This is a genomic window from Pseudomonas sp. SORGH_AS_0211 (genome assembly GCF_031453455.1).
GTDB lineage: Bacteria > Pseudomonadota > Gammaproteobacteria > Pseudomonadales > Pseudomonadaceae > Chryseomonas > Chryseomonas aestiva.
Genome location: NZ_JAVIZV010000001.1, coordinates 3,504,105 through 3,520,177 on the forward strand (window position 1 = coordinate 3,504,105; position 16,073 = coordinate 3,520,177).

Annotated in this window: 16 protein-coding genes; 3 read left to right on the forward strand and 13 right to left on the reverse strand. The window is 67.9% G+C overall.

What is annotated here, in order from left to right:
• The first annotated feature begins 936 nt into the window (after nucleotides 1-936).
• On the forward strand, nucleotides 937-2,562 hold the full coding sequence (locus QE393_RS16225; protein ID WP_310044663.1) for a hypothetical protein: 1,626 nt from the start codon (nucleotides 937-939) through the stop codon (nucleotides 2,560-2,562).
• A 142-nt stretch (nucleotides 2,563-2,704) separates the two neighbouring features.
• Here the strand turns inward: QE393_RS16225 and QE393_RS16230 are convergent, their stop codons facing one another.
• From QE393_RS16230 to rutA, 12 genes are all read right to left on the reverse strand, one after another.
• Nucleotides 2,705-3,409 carry an isochorismatase family cysteine hydrolase gene (locus QE393_RS16230; RefSeq protein WP_310044664.1) on the reverse strand — a complete coding sequence of 235 codons (705 nt, stop codon included), beginning with the start codon at nucleotides 3,407-3,409 and terminating at the stop codon, nucleotides 2,705-2,707.
• Complete coding sequence (locus QE393_RS16235) at nucleotides 3,406-4,332, reverse strand: ABC transporter permease (RefSeq protein ID WP_273809037.1); 927 nt, start codon at nucleotides 4,330-4,332, stop codon at nucleotides 3,406-3,408. Before QE393_RS16235 ends, QE393_RS16230 begins: the two co-directional genes overlap by 4 nt.
• Nucleotides 4,329-5,456, reverse strand: a complete 1,128-nt coding sequence (locus QE393_RS16240) for an ABC transporter permease (protein ID WP_310044665.1) — start codon at nucleotides 5,454-5,456, stop codon at nucleotides 4,329-4,331. The genes QE393_RS16235 and QE393_RS16240 overlap by 4 nt, the downstream gene beginning before the upstream one ends.
• A complete protein-coding gene (locus QE393_RS16245; RefSeq protein WP_310044667.1) occupies nucleotides 5,449-6,963 on the reverse strand; it encodes an ABC transporter ATP-binding protein in 1,515 nt (504 codons plus the stop codon). The genes QE393_RS16240 and QE393_RS16245 overlap by 8 nt, the downstream gene beginning before the upstream one ends.
• 76 nt (nucleotides 6,964-7,039) lie before the next feature.
• Nucleotides 7,040-8,131, reverse strand: a complete 1,092-nt coding sequence (locus QE393_RS16250) for a BMP family ABC transporter substrate-binding protein (protein ID WP_273809034.1) — start codon at nucleotides 8,129-8,131, stop codon at nucleotides 7,040-7,042.
• A gap of 20 nt (nucleotides 8,132-8,151) precedes the next feature.
• Nucleotides 8,152-8,538, reverse strand: coding sequence for a VOC family protein (locus QE393_RS16255; RefSeq protein ID WP_310044668.1), 387 nt, complete (start codon nucleotides 8,536-8,538; stop codon nucleotides 8,152-8,154).
• Entirely contained in the window at nucleotides 8,538-9,557 is a 1,020-nt protein-coding gene (locus QE393_RS16260; protein ID WP_310044670.1) for a 2-oxoglutarate and iron-dependent oxygenase domain-containing protein, read from the reverse strand. The genes QE393_RS16255 and QE393_RS16260 overlap by 1 nt, the downstream gene beginning before the upstream one ends.
• 361 nt (nucleotides 9,558-9,918) lie before the next feature.
• Nucleotides 9,919-10,443: a flavin reductase gene (locus tag QE393_RS16265; protein WP_310044671.1), complete on the reverse strand. Its 525-nt coding sequence runs from the start codon at nucleotides 10,441-10,443 to the stop codon at nucleotides 9,919-9,921.
• 4 nt (nucleotides 10,444-10,447) lie between these two features.
• Nucleotides 10,448-11,233: a pyrimidine utilization protein D gene (rutD, locus tag QE393_RS16270; RefSeq protein ID WP_310044673.1), complete on the reverse strand. Its 786-nt coding sequence runs from the start codon at nucleotides 11,231-11,233 to the stop codon at nucleotides 10,448-10,450.
• A 100-nt stretch (nucleotides 11,234-11,333) separates the two neighbouring features.
• Entirely contained in the window at nucleotides 11,334-11,717 is a 384-nt protein-coding gene (rutC, locus tag QE393_RS16275; protein WP_310044675.1) for a pyrimidine utilization protein C, read from the reverse strand.
• A gap of 6 nt (nucleotides 11,718-11,723) precedes the next feature.
• A complete protein-coding gene (rutB, locus tag QE393_RS16280) occupies nucleotides 11,724-12,452 on the reverse strand; it encodes a pyrimidine utilization protein B (protein WP_273809030.1) in 729 nt (242 codons plus the stop codon).
• A complete protein-coding gene (gene rutA / locus QE393_RS16285; RefSeq protein WP_027600944.1) occupies nucleotides 12,452-13,540 on the reverse strand; it encodes a pyrimidine utilization protein A in 1,089 nt (362 codons plus the stop codon). The genes rutB and rutA overlap by 1 nt, the downstream gene beginning before the upstream one ends.
• 366 nt (nucleotides 13,541-13,906) lie before the next feature.
• Here rutA and rutR point away from each other — a divergent pair, with 366 nt between their 5' ends.
• Nucleotides 13,907-14,587 carry an HTH-type transcriptional regulator RutR gene (rutR, locus tag QE393_RS16290; RefSeq protein ID WP_310044678.1) on the forward strand — a complete coding sequence of 227 codons (681 nt, stop codon included), beginning with the start codon at nucleotides 13,907-13,909 and terminating at the stop codon, nucleotides 14,585-14,587.
• An 8-nt stretch (nucleotides 14,588-14,595) separates the two neighbouring features.
• Here the strand turns inward: rutR and QE393_RS16295 are convergent, their stop codons facing one another.
• Nucleotides 14,596-15,501: an alpha/beta fold hydrolase gene (locus QE393_RS16295; protein ID WP_310044681.1), complete on the reverse strand. Its 906-nt coding sequence runs from the start codon at nucleotides 15,499-15,501 to the stop codon at nucleotides 14,596-14,598.
• Nucleotides 15,502-15,628: 127 nt separating this feature from the next.
• Here QE393_RS16295 and QE393_RS16300 point away from each other — a divergent pair, with 127 nt between their 5' ends.
• On the forward strand, nucleotides 15,629-16,063 hold the full coding sequence (locus tag QE393_RS16300; protein ID WP_310044683.1) for a GNAT family N-acetyltransferase: 435 nt from the start codon (nucleotides 15,629-15,631) through the stop codon (nucleotides 16,061-16,063).
• Nucleotides 16,064-16,073: the final 10 nt, after the last annotated feature.

Genomic DNA, 16,073 nt, shown 5'->3' on the forward strand with positions numbered 1-16,073 from the left:
CGGCTGCGCGCCCCGGACTACACGTCCCGGACAAAAGTAACCAAAAACGCTTGCCCCACCATCCGGCCCTCCGCTGCGCTCCGGGTGATTCGCTGCGCTCACCCTTCGGGCCAGACTGCGGCTGTTACTCCGCTTCGCTACGTTTCGCTCACACCAGTGCCGTTCCGGGGTCGGCCTACACGGGCCGTCCATGGCCCGTTAGGCCTCCTGAACGGGGCGATTCGCCAGCCTGAACGTATTGGTTGAAGAACCGTAAGCGGTCGTAGCGTGGACAACGGCGCAGCCTTGTCCACTGATGGCTTTAGATGCCCAAGAGTGGAAAACGCTTCGCGGTTTTCCACGCTACGCCCCTGGTATTTCTTGTTTCGCCCACCCGGGCGACTCACTTTTGCCAATCTCGGCAAAAGTAAGCAAAAACGCTTGCCCCGACCATCCGGCCCTCCGCTTCGCTCCGGGTCCGCTCACACCAGTGCCGTTTCGGGGTCGGTCCAGATGGGCCGTCCATGGCCCACTGGACCTCTCGCCGCATCCATGCGGCTCGACCCACTCCACGCCACTGGCGTTCGCCCTCCTGAACGGGGCGATTCGCCAGACTGAAAGTTTTGGTTGAGGAGCCCAAGCGCTTCGTAGCGTGGACAACGGCGGAGCCTTGTCCACTGATGGCGTCAGTGCTCGCCATTGGAAAAGGCTACGCGGTTTTACACGCTACGCCTTGACTCTACTGGAATCGCGGCCATGGGCCGCTCCTACAGGCACAATCCAAGCCTGTAGGAGCGGCCCATGGCCGCGATTGGCCCCATGGCAATCATCCCCCGCCACCCTCTTAAGCCCCCTCTAAGCCAACTCCCGTATACCGGCGGGATTCCGCCAAGAGTCCCTGCCGTGCTCCCCTCTTCTTCCCCTGCCTCCCCAAGAGCCGCACAGCTGGAGCGGGCCTTGCTGCTCGGCTGCCTGGCCGCCTACCTGCTCGCCGGTCTATTCGGCCGTGGTCTGTGGAAGGCCGACGAACCCTATTCCTTCGGCATGGTGTGGAATTTCCTCACCACCCCGGACTGGCTGATTCCCCGGGTCGGGACCGCGCCCTTCATGGAAAAGCCGCCGCTGATGTACTGGACCGGCGCCCTGGCCGCGCGGCTGTCCACACCCTTGTTGGGTGCGCCCGACGGCGCGCGGCTGGCGGTGCTGGGCTGGATGCTGGTGACCCTGGCCGCTCTCGCCTGGCTGACCCAGCGGCTGCTGCCCGGCCGCCGGCGCGAAGCCGTGCTCGCCCTGCTGGGCATGCTCGGGGTAGTGCAGCACAGTCATCTGCTGATCGCCGACGTGCCCCAGCTGGCCGGCGCCACCCTGGGTCTCGCCGGGCTGGCCGCGCACCTGCACGACAACCGCCATCCCTGGCGCCAGGGCCTGCTGTTCGGCAGCGGCCTGGGTATCGCCTTCATGAGCAAGGGCCTGCTGGTGCCCGGGGTGCTGGGCCTCACCGGACTGCTCTGCGCGCTCTGCTGGCCGCGGCGACTGGTCGAGCCGGAAGGGCGTCACTGGCTGCTCGCCGCCAGTCTGGCCGCCCTGCCCTGGTTGCTGCTCTGGCCAGCGCTGCTCTGGCAACAGGCGCCGGAGCTGTTCCATAGCTGGCTGTGGACCAACAACATCGGCCGCTTCTTCGGCCTGGAGGCACGCAACAGCGATACCGACGGTCTGGCTTCCAGCCTGGAGGACCTGCTGGCGCTGTCCTTTCCCACCGGGCTGATCCTGCTCGGCGCCACGCTCTGGCAGCTGTATCGCCGTGGCGGCAGCCCGCTGAAGCGCCTGGGCCGGCATCCGGGACTGGCCACGGTGGTGCTCTATGCGATCGTCTGCCTGGCGGTGCTGCTCAAGTCGGCGGTGTTTCGCAGCCTCTATCTGCTGCCACTGTTTCCGGCCCTGGCGCTGCTGGCGGCAAGATTGCAGCCACCGCCGGCCATCGCTCGCCTCGGCCGTGATGCCAGCCTGGCATTCTGGACGCCGCTCATCGTCCTGCTGGCCCTGGGCGGTATCGGCCTGGCCCTGGGCTGGGCGCTGCCCTGGCCGCACCTGATCCGCGAGCACTTGCCGATCATGGAACGCCTGGCGCTGAGCCCCTTGGCCTGGGCGGTCGCGCTGCTGGCCCTGGTCGGCTGGGGTGTCACCCTGACGCTGCGTGCACAGCTGGCAGCCGCCAGCGTCTGGTTCGTCGGCCTGACGGTCAGCTGGACCCTGGCCAACAGTCTCTGGCTACCCTGGGTCGACCTGGGCAACAGCTATGCGCGGCCCTTCACCGCGCTGCAGCGGGTGCTGCCACGGACGGATTGCGTGGCCAGCTACGGCCTGGGCGAATCGGAGCGCTCCATGCTGCACGTCTACGGGGGCTATCCCCCACAGGAGCTGAGCGGTCTGCACCAGGTGCCCTGCCGGGTGCTGGTGGTGCAGGACGAGTGGCACGAACCCGTGGCGATACCGCCAGGCTGGCAGCTGCTCTGGCAGGGCGCGCGCCCCGGCAATCTCAAGGAGCGCTTCCGCGCCTTCACAATGTTGCCGAGGGTGCCCTGAGGCACTGGGCTTCGCTTCGCTCAACCCAACCTACGGCGGCTTCAACCCCCACGCAGGTTGGGTTGAGACGGCGCCATCGTCGACGCCCAACACGCGGGATCCGGCCCTGGGCACCGTTGGGCTTCGCTGCGCTCAATCCAGCCTACGGCTGCTCCGATAGGCCACCGCCATCGCCCCAGGCCGCAAGCAGATCCTGGGATTCCATCACCAGCCCCAGGTGCAGGGAGACCATGCTCAGCGCCGCCCGCTCCAGGCCTTCATCGGTTCCCCGCACCAGGTCGCGCAGGACGATGACCCGGTAGGTGCGGTTGCTGGCGTCGAAGGCGGTGTTGAGCACGCAACAGTCGGTGAAGCCGCCATCCAGCACCACGGTGGTGATGCGCTGGTTGCGCAGCAGGAAGTCCAGGTCGGTGGGATAGAAGGCCGACAGCCGCCGCTTGTTTTCCACTCGCAGATCCTCGGGCAGGACCTCGGTGAGCAGCTCGGTCCAGGGCGAGCCCTCCAGGGCATGGGCGTCGGCATTGGGAATCGGCCCGACGTGCAACGGAAAGGTTCGTCGCCAGGCCGCAGGAATACCGCCCAGGTCATCGGCACCATTGGCGCGCAGCACCGACTTCACATGGACGATGCGCACGCCCAGGGCGCGGGCCTGGCGGTGGAAGGCATCTACCGGCGCCACCAGGTCACGGGCGCGGGGCGCCGGGCACGGGCACTCCGGCGAGGCGTCCAGGTGGCCGCGGTGCAGGTCGATGGACAGCACCGCCGTGGTGCTCGGGTCCAGGTAATCGGCGAAGTCCGCCCGCGCCAGTAGCCGGGGTTCCTCATAGACGAAAGCACGCAGGTTCATCGACGTTCCTCCCGAACATAGGCTTCGCCCAGGGCGCCGGGCTGGCTCAGGCGGTCACGCCCGGCCAGGGCGACCCAGATCATCACGCCCAGGGTGACGGCATAGGGCGCCATCAGGATGAAGTATTGCGACAGCCGCACCCCGGCGGCGGCCAACTGGGGAATCAGCGCCTCGATGCAGCCGAACAGCAGCGCCCCGGCCAGGGCGCGCCAGGGCGACCAGCGGGCGAAGATCACCAGGGCCACGGCGATCCAGCCACGGCCGCCGGTCATCTCGGCGATCCACAGCTTGGTGCTGAGCACGGCGATGTAGCCCCCGGCCAGCCCCACCAGGGCCGCGCCGGCGAGGATCGCCAGCAACCGGTAGCCGGCCACCGAGAGCCCCGCCGCATCGGCCGCCTGGGGATTCTCGCCCACCGCCCGCAGGCGCAGGCCGGGGGTGGTGCGTTCGAGCCAGGCGATCACCGCGAAGAAGATCAGCGGGGTCAGATAGACCAGCAGGTTCTGCTGGAACAGCCGCCCCACCAGCGGCAGCTCCGACAGCGGCCAGAGCGCCAGCGCCGGCAGGCCGGCCACCGGCTGGTTGGTCCAGCCCCAGAGGGTGCCGAGCAGGCCGGTGAGGCCCTGGCAGAAAAACACCAGGGTCAGGCCGGCGATCACCTGGTTGATGCGCAACCAGATCACCATGACCGCGAACAGCAGCGACACCAGCGCCGCCGCGCCCATGGCCGCCAGCAGCGCCAGGCCGGCATTGCCCAAGGCCAGTTGCGCGCCGACGCCGAACAGGGCGCCGACCAGCATCAGGCCCTCGGCATGCAGGGCCAGCACCCCGGATCGCTCGGTGAGGATCAGCCCCAGCGCCGCCAGGGCGTAGGGTATGGCGAAATCGGGGACGTTACCCAGCCAGCTGGCGAGCAGATTCAAGCGGCACCTCCCTGGCTGCGTCTGAGCCGATGGCGGATGAAGAAATCCGAGGACGCCACGCAGATGACGATCAGCGCCTGGATCAGCTGCACCATGGCGAAGGGGATCTGGTAGAACACCTGCAGATTGCGCCCGGCGACGAACAGGGTCGCCACCAGGAAAGCCACCACGGCGGCGGCCAGCGGGTTGTTGCGCGCCAGGAAGGCGATGAGGATCCCGGAGAAGCCGTAGCCCTGGTAGAAGGACTGGGTCAGCCGCCCTTCCTGCCCGGCCGCCACCACGAAACCGGCCAACCCGGCCAGGGCGCCGGAAGCCAGCACCGTGGCGAGGATGGTGGCCCGCACCGGCACACCCACGGCGCCGGCCACCCGTGGATTGGCGTCGACGAATCTCAGGTAGAGCCCGGCGCGACTCACCGCCACGAACCACCAGGCCAGCACCGCCACCAGCAGCGCCAGGGGCACCGCCAGGCTCAGCCCGGGCAGCAACTCCGGCAGCCGCTCGAAGGGGCGGAACAGCGGCGAATAGGGAAAGGCGTCGCGCGGGTCCTTCCAGGGGCCGAACACCAGGTGCAGCAGGAAGTTGGCGGCGATGTAGTTGAGCATCAGCGAGGCGATGATCTCGTTCACCCCCAGGCGCAGCTTGAGCAGCAGGGGCGCCAGCGCCCAGAGCAAGCCGCCTAGCAATGCCGCCACCAGCATCAGCGGCAGGCGCAGGGCTTCCGGACCGATCTCGAACAGCGACACCGCCGTAGCGCCGATGGCCCCCCAGATCATCTGGCCTTCCAGCCCCAGATTCCAGAAGCGCGCGCGAAAGGCCAGGCAGCCGGCCAGGCCCACTAGGATCACCGGCGCGGCCTGGAACAGGGTGGCCTGCAGACTCTGGGCATCGAACAGGGTGGCGGTCACGAATTCGTTGAGCAACTCGCCGGCCGGCACCCCGGCCAGCACCAGGATCGCGGCCGACAGGCCCAGGCCCAGCAGCAGCGCCAGGCCGAGGATCAGCGCCTGCCAGGGCCAGGCCAGCTGCTGGCGGATCTCCAGGGTGTAGCGCCGGCTGAACAGCGGTTGCCGTGGTCGCGGACCATCGACCTGGGAAAGCGGAGCACTCAGGGGTTCAAGCATGATTCACCATGGCATGGCCGATCGCCTGGCGATCGGCAGGTCGCTGGAATTCGGCGACGAGGCGCCCGGCGCTCATCACCCCAATGCGATCGGCGAGGGCCAGCACCTCGTCCAGGTCTTCGCTGATCAGCAACACCGCGGCGCCGGCCTCGCGGGCGGCCAGCAGCCGTGCCTGCACCTCGGCGCCGGCGCGCACGTCGAGGCCACGACTGGGGCTGTGCGCCAGCACCAGGCGCGGCTCCCGCCCGAATTCCCGGGCGATCACCAGCTTCTGGGCATTGCCGCCGGAGAGCAGCGCCGCCTTCTGCCGCACCGAGCGCACGCCCTGGACATCGAATTGCGCGACCTCCGCCTGGGTCGCCGCTTCCTGGGCGCGGCGATCCAGGCGGGCGAAGCCACCGAAGCGACCGGCATGCACCACGCCGATGGCGAAGTTGTCGGCCACCGACAGCCCTCCGGCCAGGGCGCTGCCATAGCGGTCGGCGGGAATGGCGGCGATGCGCAGGTCGCGGCGTCGGGCGCTGGCGGCCGCGGCCAGATCGCCGAAGCCCTCCAGCCGCACCTCGCCTTCGTAGGGCTGCGGCAGGCCCATCAAGACGTCGGCCAGTTCGCCCTGGCCGTTGCCGCCAACCCCGGCGATGCCATAGATCTCGCCAGCGCGCAGCTCCAGGTCGATGCCTTCCAGGGCGCGGCGCCCGCCATGTTCCGGGGTGCGCAGGCCGCGCACCGTCAGCAGCGGTGCTCCGGCAGGACGTCGCGGGGCGTCGGCGAGCGGCTGGGCGTCACCCACGGTGAGGCGTACCAGTTCGTCCACCGACACCTCGGCGGGGTCCAGGCTGCGCAGGGTGCGTCCGCCGCGCATCACCGTGAGGCGGTCGGCATAGGTCAGGGCGTCCTGCATGCGATGGGTCACCAGCACCACCGCTGCGCCCTCCGCCGCCAGGGCGCGCAGGGTCTGCAACAGCCGCTCGCCTTCGCCATCGGTAAGCACCGCGGTGGGTTCGTCGAGGATGAGGATGCGCGCCCCGGCCAGCAGCACCTTGAGGATTTCCACCCGCTGCTGTTCGGCAATGGACAGCTCCGCCACGCGCTGCTCCGGGCGGATGGCGAAGCCCAGGGCGGCCGCCTGCTGGCGGATGCGCTCGCTGATCTCGGCCAGGCGCCGGCGATGGCTACCCTGCCCCGCCGGTAGGCCGAGCAACACGTTCTCCGCCACGCTGAAGGGTCGCACCAACTTGAAGTGCTGGTGGACCATGCCGATGCGCAGTCGGGCGGCGTCCGCCGGACCGCGCAGCCGCACCGGGTTGTCGTCCACCAAGAGCTCGCCGGTCTCCGGCGCATAGAGGCCGGCGGCGATGTTCATCAGCGTCGACTTGCCCGCGCCGTTCTCGCCGAGCAGCGCGTGCACCTCGCCCCAGCGCACCAGGAAATCCGCCTGCTGCAGCGCCTGGAAGCCATCGAAGGTCTTGCCGACGCCACGCAGTTGCAGGGCGTTGTGTCTTTTCATGCGGGTCGGCCTTTGTCCAAGGATCGCCTCCGTGGAAAACGCTGCGCGGTTTTCCATCCTATCCAGCGGTGAACCGCTACTTCTGCGTCGTCACGCCCTGGACGAACCAGTCCATTTGCCACAGCTCCGGGTCGGAGAGCACCTGGCCGGCGGCGACCCGCTCCTTGCCGTCGCGATCGCTCAGGGGACCGGCGTAGATCTGCTTGCCCTTGAGCAGCGCCTCGCGCTCGGCGAGGATCTTCTCCTGGGCCGCCTTGGGCACGGCGTCGCCGAAGCCGGCGATGTCGGTGCCGCCGTCGGCCATGGACACCAGGGCACCGTTGGGGGCGGGTTTCCAGTGGCCGGCGATGACGCGCTTGAGTTCCGGCACCAGGAAGCGATCCCAGACCCACACCGAGGAACAGAGGGTGGCCTTGGGCGCGAACTGGCGCATGTCGCGGTGGTGGCCGGTGCCATAAACGCCGCGCTCCTGGGCGACGATCTGCGGCGTGGGGGTGTCCACGTGCTGGCCGATGACATCGGCGCCCTGGTCGATCAGCGCGGCGGCGGCGGCGCGCTCCTTGACCGGATCGTTCCAGCTGCCGGTGTAGATCACCGTGAGGGTGGCGTTGGGATTCATCTGCCGGGCGCCCAGCTCATAGGCGTTGATGGTCCAGTTCACCACGCCGAAGGGATTGGCGGCGACGAAGCCCAGCTTGCCGGTCTTGGAGGCCGCGCCCGCGGCCATGCCGCAGAGGTACTGGCTTTCGTAGGTACGGCCGTAGAAGGATTCCAGGTTGCGCCCGTTGGTGGTGCCCGAGGCGTTGAGGAAGGCCACCTCCGGATACTGCTCGGCCAGTTGCTTGAAGGTGTCGGAGTAGCCGAAGGCGGTACCGATGACGATGTTGGCGCCGCGCTTGATGAAGCGCTCGGCGGCCGGGCGGATGGCCGAGGCGGTCTCCGGCACGTTTTCCACGAACTGGATCTTCAGGCCCAGTTCCTTCTCGATCTTCACCCGCGCCTCGTCCATGGCCTGGGTCCAGCCGCCGTCGTTCTTGGCGGTGAAGTACAGCATGGCGATCTTCGGCTCGCCCTTGAGGGTGAAGCCCTCGTCGTCCGCTCGCGCCACGGCGCTCAGCCCTGCCAGTGCCAGCACGCACGCCACTCTTCCCAGCCATCTGCTCAGCATCGTCTCGTCCTTAGTCTTGTCTACAACATGTGGTTGATACGGAACACATTGCCTTCCGGGTCCAGCAGCACCGCCTGGTACCAGTGGTAGTAGGTTTCGTATGGCGCCTTCAGCAGGCGGGCGCCAGTGGCCTCGGCCACCGGCACCAGCCGGTCCACCTCGGCGCGGCTGTCCACCTCCAGGTTCAGCAGGAAGCGGCAGCCTTCACTGCCGGCGAATTCGCCGAGCCCCAGCAGCTCATAGGCCTCCGGCGCGTTGAAGCCGATGGCGGTCTTGCCGGTGTCCAGGCCGCGAAAGATCGGCGAGCGGATCGCCTCGATCTCCGGGAAGCCGAACACCCGCTGGTAGAAGCCGCTCAGGACCACCACGTCCTGGGCGAAGACGTTGACGTAGGAAAGACTCGGCATCAGGCCACCCGCACGCCGGACTGGGTCCCGCCGAAGGTGGTCTGCTTGACGAACTTGGATCTCAGGTGGTCGCCCGAGGTGATGGGCGCATGGCGCGGCGACGTGCCGGGCGTGGCGCAACCGGGCAGGCATTCGATGAGGGTGTCGTAGTTGGGCTGGTGGAAGAACACCAGGGACTGGCGACGGGTGTCGCGACCGGCATCCGCCGGTGGATTCACCACCCGGTGCAGGGTCGAGACCCAGCGATCGTTGGTCCACTGCATCATCAGGTCGCCGATGTTGACCACGAAGCCGCCAGGCACCTTGGGCACGTCCATCCACTCCCCGTCGGCGTTGCGTACCTGCAGGCCGCCGGGCGCGTCTTCGGGACGGACGATGGTCAGGCTGCCGTAGTCGGTATGAGCCCCGGCGCGCAGCTGGCCGGGCAGCGCCGCCTCCCTCTGGTGGGGATAGCAGAGGGTGCGGAACATGCTGATATGGCGATCGATGCGACTGTCGAAATAGGTTTCCGGCAACGCCAGCCCCAAAGCGAAGAGGCGCATCAGGGTGCGCGCCAGGTCGCTCATGGCAGCGAAATACTCGGCATAGGCCTCGCGGAAACCGGGGATGGCTGTTGGCCAGACATTGGGCGCGAAGTGCGGCCCGGCTTCCGGACCGTGGTAGTAGGCCGTCTCCGGGACATCCAGCGGTCCGATGGAAAAGGATTCCTTGAGATCCCCCGGCGCCGCCTCCTCCAGGCTGTAGGAAAGGCTTTCCTCGGCCACCGCGCTGTAGCCGCGCACCTGATCCGGACGCGGCCGATCGGCCTTGCGCTTCTCCGCCAGCGGCAGCTCGAAGAAGGCTCGCGAAAGGCGCGAGACGCGCTCGACCAGTGCCTCGGGCACCTGATGGTGGGTGATGACCAGAAAGCCGATGTCGCGGCAGGCCTGGTCGACGGCCCTGGCCACCGCCTGCTTGCCGGCGGCCGAGCCTTCGAAATAGGGGCCCAGATTGATGATGGGAACACTGGACAGCGGCATGACGGACCTCACGGATTGGACGAAAGGAGACAGCGCGACGCACGTTCACCGGGCAGGACGGCAACAGGGAAATTGCAACCGTTGTGCCATCTTTGGACCATTTGGTAAAAACTATAAAAGCCAATCAAAACAGCGAGTTGAGGGAGATACTCAGGATCCGCTGATGGTGCGCTGCACCTCGAACGGTCAGCGTGCACCGGGGTGGCGCCTGGGGTGTGTTCGATGTCTTCACGTGGTAACCAGAGAAGCCTTGGGGCGATGGTCAGCCAGTCTGTGTTGGGCTTCGCTATGCTCAACCCAACCTACCGGTCCGCGTAGGTTGGGTTGAGACAACTCCACCGTCGAAGCCCAACAGGCTTAACTAGGCCAGCTCGTGATAACGCCGGTCGAAGTACAGCAATCCGCCTTCGCCACCCGGCTCGGCCACTCCCAGCACCTCGCAGAGCAGCAGGTCGTGGCTGCCCACCGACTGCACACCGGCGATGCGGCAGTCGCAGGCCACCAGGGCACCGTCCAGCACCGGCGCCCCCGTGGCGAGGCGGGTCCAACGCGCCGCGGCGAAGCGTTCGGCCATGGCGGTCTTGCCGCCGAAGAGGTTGGCCAGCACCTGCTGGCCGGCGGCCAGGACGTTGACGCAGAGCACGCCGTTGGCCGTGAAGGCCGGATGCACCGAGGCGCTGCGGTTGAGGCAGACCAGCAGGGTCGGCGGGGTATCGCTGACGCTGCACACGGCGGTGGCGGTAAAGCCGGCCAGTCCGGCCGGACCATCGGTGGTGACGAGATTGACCGCGGCGCCCAGGCGCGCCATGGCCCCGCGGAAGAGGTCGCGTTCGACCGGGGCGGCGGGGCTAGCGGCGGACAGGGGCAAGGCATGGGCAACGGACATGGCGCTACACCTCCAGGGCTTGGCTGAGATAGTCGAGCACCACCCGGTCGAAGGTGGCGGGGTCGGTGACGCTGGAGGCGTGGCCGCCCCACTCCAGCAACTGGAAGGTGGCCCGGGGCAGACCCGCGGCCAGCCGCTGGGACGCGGTCCAGGGCACCAGCACGTCGTCGCGATTGGCCAGCACCAGGGTCGGCACCTCGATCCGCGCCAGCTCGGCGTCCAGATCGAAGGCCAGCAGCGCGCCGATGCGCCGTAGCACATTGGCTTCGCCAGGGAAGTGCGCCAGGGCATGGGCTTCGTCGGCGGCCAGGCGCTCGCCGTGTTCGGCGATCCAGGTGGCCGGATATAGAAAGATCGCCTGGGCCTGGACATAGGCCGCGGCGCCGCTGTCGCGCAGCAGGTGCTGACGCAGGGCGAAGCAGCGCGCGGTATGCGGATTGGGTCGGCTCCAGGCATTGACCAGCACCTGGCGGCGGATCAGGCCCGGACGCAGCAGGCTGGCCTGCAGGCCCACCAGACCGCCCAGGGCATGGCCCATGAACAGGCAGTTGTCGAGTTCCAGGCGATCGGCCAGGGCCAGCAGGTCCTCGGCCATCTGCTGGATGCGGTAGTCCGCCGGCAGCTCGGCCGGACTCCTACCGGTGCCGGCCTGGTCGTAGACCACCACCCGGAAGCGTTCACCGAGGGCCGCCAGCTGCGGCGCCCAGAAGGCCCCGGCGCCGCCCAGCCCGGAGCTGAGCAGCAGGGTCTCGGCCGCCGGATCCTGGCGGCCATGGAGTTCGAAGTGCATGGGCGGTCCTTGAAGGTTGGGTGGTTGAGGCGACCCTCACCCCAGCCCTCTCCTAGGGGGAGAGGGCGATACGGAGCAGGCGCGGGGTCAGGCGCGCGGCCTAGCCGACATGGGCGATGCTGGCGATCTCGATCAGCGCGTCGGGCTTCACCAGGCCGCACTGGATGCAGTAGCGCGCCGGCTTCTCGCCGGGAAAGAATTCGGCGTATACCGCGTTGATGGCGGCGTAGTTCGTCCAATCGGTGAGCATGATCATGTTGAAGGTGACGTCGGCCATGGTGCCGCCAGCCGCCTCCACAACGCCCTGGATGGTGGTGAGCACGTGGCGGGCCTGGGCGGCGGCGTCGCCGACGTGGACCACGTTGTTCTGGGCATCGAACGGCAGGGTGCCGGAGACATAGAGCACGCCATCGGCCAGGCTGCCGGGCACGAAGGGGGCGATGGGGGTACCGGTACCGGCGGGAATCACGGCTTGCTTGGGCATGATGGCTCAGTCCTTGGCGAAGGTGGTGTGGAAGTCGGCGCAGCTGGCGACCCAGCCGAAGAAGGTCTCGATGTTGAACAGCGCGGCCTCGTGGGCCGCACGGGGCCCAGCTTGATGGCAGGCGTCGTGCAGGCAGACGCCGAAGTATTCGAGGAAGAAGCCGTCCCTCAGGGTCGACTCCACGCAGACGTTGGTGGCGACCCCGACGAACACCAGGTTGCGGATGCCGCGGGCGCGCAGCAGGCTGTCCAGGTGGGTGTTGTAGAAGCCGCTGTAGCGGGTCTTGGGCACCACCAGGTCCGCGGCCGCCGGTTGCAGCCGGTCAACCAGGGCATAGTCCCAGCCACCCTTGGCCAGCAGCTGCCCCTGCAATTCGGGTCGCTTGCGCATGGTCTTGAGGGCATTGGATTTGTGCCAGTTGGGCGAACCCGGCCCGCCCGCCTCGCGATACTCCGGATCCCAGCCATTCTGGAACCAGACCACCTGAATGCCCGCGCCGCGGGCGGTCTCCACCACCGCGGCGACGTTCTCGATCACCGGCCCGGTGGCCGAGACATCGAAACCGGCCAGGTCCAGGTAGCCACCCGGGCTGGCATAGGCGTTCTGCATGTCCACCACGATCAGGGCGGTCTCGCTGGCCTTGAGCCGCAGCGGTTCGGGACGCGCCGGCAGGGTCAGGGCTTCGGTATCGCCGACAGGCAGGGCATAGCCCGCCAGGGTTTCCACAGCGTTCATCAGGCACTCTCCTTGAGCAGGTCGACGTGACGGCGGCTCTGCATCAGCGGCTGGATGCGCTCGCCGAAGTCGGTCACGCCCTGGACGAAGTCGTCGAAGGTCAGCAGCACCCCGCTGGCCCCGGGCACCTCGGCGATCTCGTCGAGCATCCGCGCCACGCTGGCGAAGGAGCCCACCAGGGTGCCCATGTTGATGTTCACCGCCGAGGTCGGATCGGCCATCTGCCGCACGTTGGTGTCGCTGCCGGATTTGGTGTCGGCGGCGGCCTGGGCGCCGAGCCAGGCGATGGCCTCCTCGTCGGCACCGGCCTTGTAGTGCTCCCACTTGGCGCGGGCGGCCTCGTCGGTCTCGGCGGCGATGATCATGAACAGGGCGATGGAGGAGACCTCGCGCCCGGTCTTGGCGGTGGCCGCCTGCAGCCGCTCCACCGCCGGGGCGAAGGCCTTGGGCGTGTTGACGCCCTTGCCGAAGACGAAGCTGTAGTCGGCGTGTTCGGCGGCGAAGGCCAGGCCGGCGTCGCTCGCCCCGGCGCAGACGATCTCCATGGGCGCCTGGGGCTGCGGACTCACCCGGCAGTCCTCCATGCGGAAGTGCGCGCCCTGGAAGTCCGACTGGCCGGTGCCCCAGAGGTCGCGTAGCACCTGGGCGTATTCACCAAGGTATTGATAGCGGCTGGCAAAGAACTCATCCCCCGGCCAGAGCCCCATCTGGCTGTATTCGGGTTTCTGCCAGCCGGTGACCAGATTGACGCCGAAGCGGCCGCCGGAAATGCAGTCGATGGTGGCGGCCATGCGCGCGACGATGGCCGGCGGCAGGGTCAGGGTCGCGGCGGTGGCGAACAGCTTGATGCGCGAGGTCACCGCCGCCAGCCCGGCCATGAGGGTGAAGGACTCCAGGTTGTGGTCCCAGAATTCGGTCTTACCGCCGAAGCCGCGCAGCTTGATCATCGACAGGGCGAAGTCGAAGCCGTAGTGCTCGGCGCGCTGCACGATCTCGCGATTCAGCTCGAAGGTGGGCCGGTACTGGGGGGCATTTTCCGACAGCAGCCAGCCGTTGTTGCCGATGGGAATGAAGACACCGATGTTCATCGCTCGCACTCTCCCGCAGTCAGGAATCGAGGCGCATCGAGATGCGCCGTGGCTGCAAGATCAGAGCAGAAAGCTTGCCAAGTCTTGAAATTTCAAGCCAATCAAACACTTGACGGAAATCTCGAAATATCTTCAGACCATTTGGTCCAGATCAGAGCACTCAGTTTGTGCAAGGCGCCCGAATCCGGGGCATGCAGGATGTCGGGCCATGCTAGAGTTTGGAGACCGGCGCGCTACCCTCTGGCATCCGCCGACGATTCGTCACCAGGAAGGTGCGAATCTCAACGACCGCGCCTGAAGCCGGCCCTCCCGCTCGTCCAGCGGTCGGTCCGCGTCAGATGCCCATGAAGGCCCAAGGAGCAGTTCGTGAGTCAGGCCAGTGATTCTTCGCCACGCAAGCCGCGTCAACCCAGCGCTGCCGCCCAGCAACGCCGGCAGCGTCAGATAGAAGCCAAGCGCGCCCAGATCCTCAGCGCCGCGCTCGATATCTTTTCCCGCTTCGGCCTGCACGGCGCCAGCCTGGATCAGGTGGCCCTGCAGGCAGACGTCTCCAAGACCAACCTGCTCTACTATTTCAGCAGCAAGGAAGAGCTCTATGTCGCCGTGCTGCGCCAGTTGCTGGCGACCTGGCTGAGTCCCCTGCGCACCTTCAGCGAAGACCAGGATCCCCTCGACGCCCTGCGCGGCTATCTGCGCCATAAGCTGGAGATGTCCCGCGACTATCCCGCCGAGTCCCGGCTGTTCTGCCTGGAGATGGTCCAGGGCGCGCCGCTGCTGCTGCCGGAATTGCAGGGCAGCCTGCACGACCTGATAGACGAGAAGGCCCGGGTGATCCGTACCTGGATCGATGCCGGCCGGCTGGCACCGGTGGATCCGTACCAGCTGATGTTCAGCCTCTGGGCCACCACCCAGCACTATGCGGACTTCAGGGTCCAGGTACAGGCACTCTGCGGCCGTACCCTGCAGGACCCAGCCTTCTTCGACGAGGTTCTGAGCGGCCTGGAAACCCTGCTCATCGATGGGCTGCGACCGCGCCTCGGCAGCTGAAGCCCGGCTCAGGGCGCCAGGAAGAAGTCGGCGAACAGCTCGCTCAGTCTCGGCCAGAGCGGCGCCGGCAGGTCGTGGGCCATGTCGGGTATCAGCTCGAAGCGGGCACCAGGAATGGCCCGGGCCACGGCGCGGCCACAGGCCGGACGCAACAGCGGATCCCGCGCCCCATGGACCACCAGGGTCGGCGCCTGGATGCGCCGGGCGAAGGGCCGCAGATCGCCGCTGCCGAGTAGGGCGAACAGCTGCCGCTGCACGCCATCCACATCCACACCGCGCGCCAGGATCCGTTGCACCAGCCGTTCGAGATCGACCTCGCTCTGGCGATAGCGCGGGCTCTCGATACCGCGCAGCAGGGCCTTCTGCCGGGCGAGCGCCGCTTCCGCCGGCAGATCGGCCGGCGGCCGCAGCAGCAGGCTGCCAAGCAGCTTGAACGAGGGCGGCGGCAGCAGCGGCTGATTGGTCGACGAGAACAGGATGCCCAGCCGCGCGACCCTCTGAGGCCAGTCGGCGGAGAGGATCTGCGCGATCATGCCGCCCATGGAGCCCCCCAGCACTGAGGCGCGCGCAAGGCCCAGATGATCGAGCAACCCGACCGCATCGGCGGCCATGGCTTCCAGGCGATAGGGCACCGCACTGGGCTTGCCCAGTTGCGCCCGCCCCAGCACCGGCCACAGCGAAGGCGGCTGCCCACCCGGCCAGCTCAGCCGCGAGGACTGGCCGACGTCGCGATTGTCGAAACGGATCACCCGCAGGCCCCGGTGTACCAGGGCCTCGCAGAAGCCTTCCGGCCAGAGCAGCAACTGGGCGCCAAAGCCCATGATCAGCAGCAGCGCCGGATCGGCGGGATCGCCCCAGTCTTCATAGGCCAGTTCGAGGGCACCAACCCGGGCGCGACCTTCACGTATGTCCATGGCTCCCCCGCGAAATGGCTAAAGGGTCATGCTACCCCAAGGCCGGCGCGGCGAAAGCGGCAGAACCCGGCGGTCACGCAGCGGTGCTGCGCTATGCTCGGACGACCTTCTCCCGGAGTCCTTCGCCATGTCTGCAGCGCCACTGATTTACGACCTGACCGACGAAGCGCGCGAAGATCTGCGCCAGGCCATCGCCGCGCCGCTGAGACGTTACAACGACAGTCAGGCTGGCCCGAGCGGCTACCGGGCCCTGGTCATCAGCTTGACCCGTGGCGGCGAATCCCTCGGCGGACTCTGGGGCTACACCAGCTATGGCTGGCTCTATGTGCAGTTGCTGGCAGTGGAGGAAGCCGCTCGCGGCCAGGGCGCCGGCCGCGAGTTGCTGCGCCGCGCCGAGGCCGAAGCCCTGGCCCGCGGCTGCCACGGCGCCTGGCTCGACACCCACGAATTCCAGGCCCGCGGCTTCTACGAGCGCCTGGGCTACGAGGTGTTCGGCGAACTGGCGGACTATCCGCCGGGCTTTGCGCGGTATTTCCTGCGCAAGGCGCTCACGGCAGGCTAACGGCCAGTCC

What these genes read in the sequence shown, in the direction of transcription:
- QE393_RS16295 (WP_310044681.1), bottom strand. Translation starts at nt 15,501, where the DNA reads ATGGACATACGTGAAGGTCGCGCCCGGGTTGGTGCCCTCGAACTGGCC.
- rutD (WP_310044673.1), bottom strand. Translation starts at nt 11,233, where the DNA reads ATGCACTTCGAACTCCATGGCCGCCAGGATCCGGCGGCCGAGACCCTG.
- QE393_RS16300 (WP_310044683.1), top strand. Translation starts at nt 15,629, where the DNA reads ATGTCTGCAGCGCCACTGATTTACGACCTGACCGACGAAGCGCGCGAA.
- QE393_RS16255 (WP_310044668.1), bottom strand. Translation starts at nt 8,538, where the DNA reads ATGCCGAGTCTTTCCTACGTCAACGTCTTCGCCCAGGACGTGGTGGTC.
- QE393_RS16245 (WP_310044667.1), bottom strand. Translation starts at nt 6,963, where the DNA reads ATGAAAAGACACAACGCCCTGCAACTGCGTGGCGTCGGCAAGACCTTC.
- QE393_RS16250 (WP_273809034.1), bottom strand. Translation starts at nt 8,131, where the DNA reads ATGCTGAGCAGATGGCTGGGAAGAGTGGCGTGCGTGCTGGCACTGGCA.
- rutC (WP_310044675.1), bottom strand. Translation starts at nt 11,717, where the DNA reads ATGCCCAAGCAAGCCGTGATTCCCGCCGGTACCGGTACCCCCATCGCC.
- QE393_RS16265 (WP_310044671.1), bottom strand. Translation starts at nt 10,443, where the DNA reads ATGTCCGTTGCCCATGCCTTGCCCCTGTCCGCCGCTAGCCCCGCCGCC.
- QE393_RS16240 (WP_310044665.1), bottom strand. Translation starts at nt 5,456, where the DNA reads ATGCTTGAACCCCTGAGTGCTCCGCTTTCCCAGGTCGATGGTCCGCGA.
- rutA (WP_027600944.1), bottom strand. Translation starts at nt 13,540, where the DNA reads ATGAACATCGGTGTCTTCATTCCCATCGGCAACAACGGCTGGCTGCTG.
- rutB (WP_273809030.1), bottom strand. Translation starts at nt 12,452, where the DNA reads ATGAACGCTGTGGAAACCCTGGCGGGCTATGCCCTGCCTGTCGGCGAT.
- QE393_RS16260 (WP_310044670.1), bottom strand. Translation starts at nt 9,557, where the DNA reads ATGCCGCTGTCCAGTGTTCCCATCATCAATCTGGGCCCCTATTTCGAA.
- QE393_RS16230 (WP_310044664.1), bottom strand. Translation starts at nt 3,409, where the DNA reads ATGAACCTGCGTGCTTTCGTCTATGAGGAACCCCGGCTACTGGCGCGG.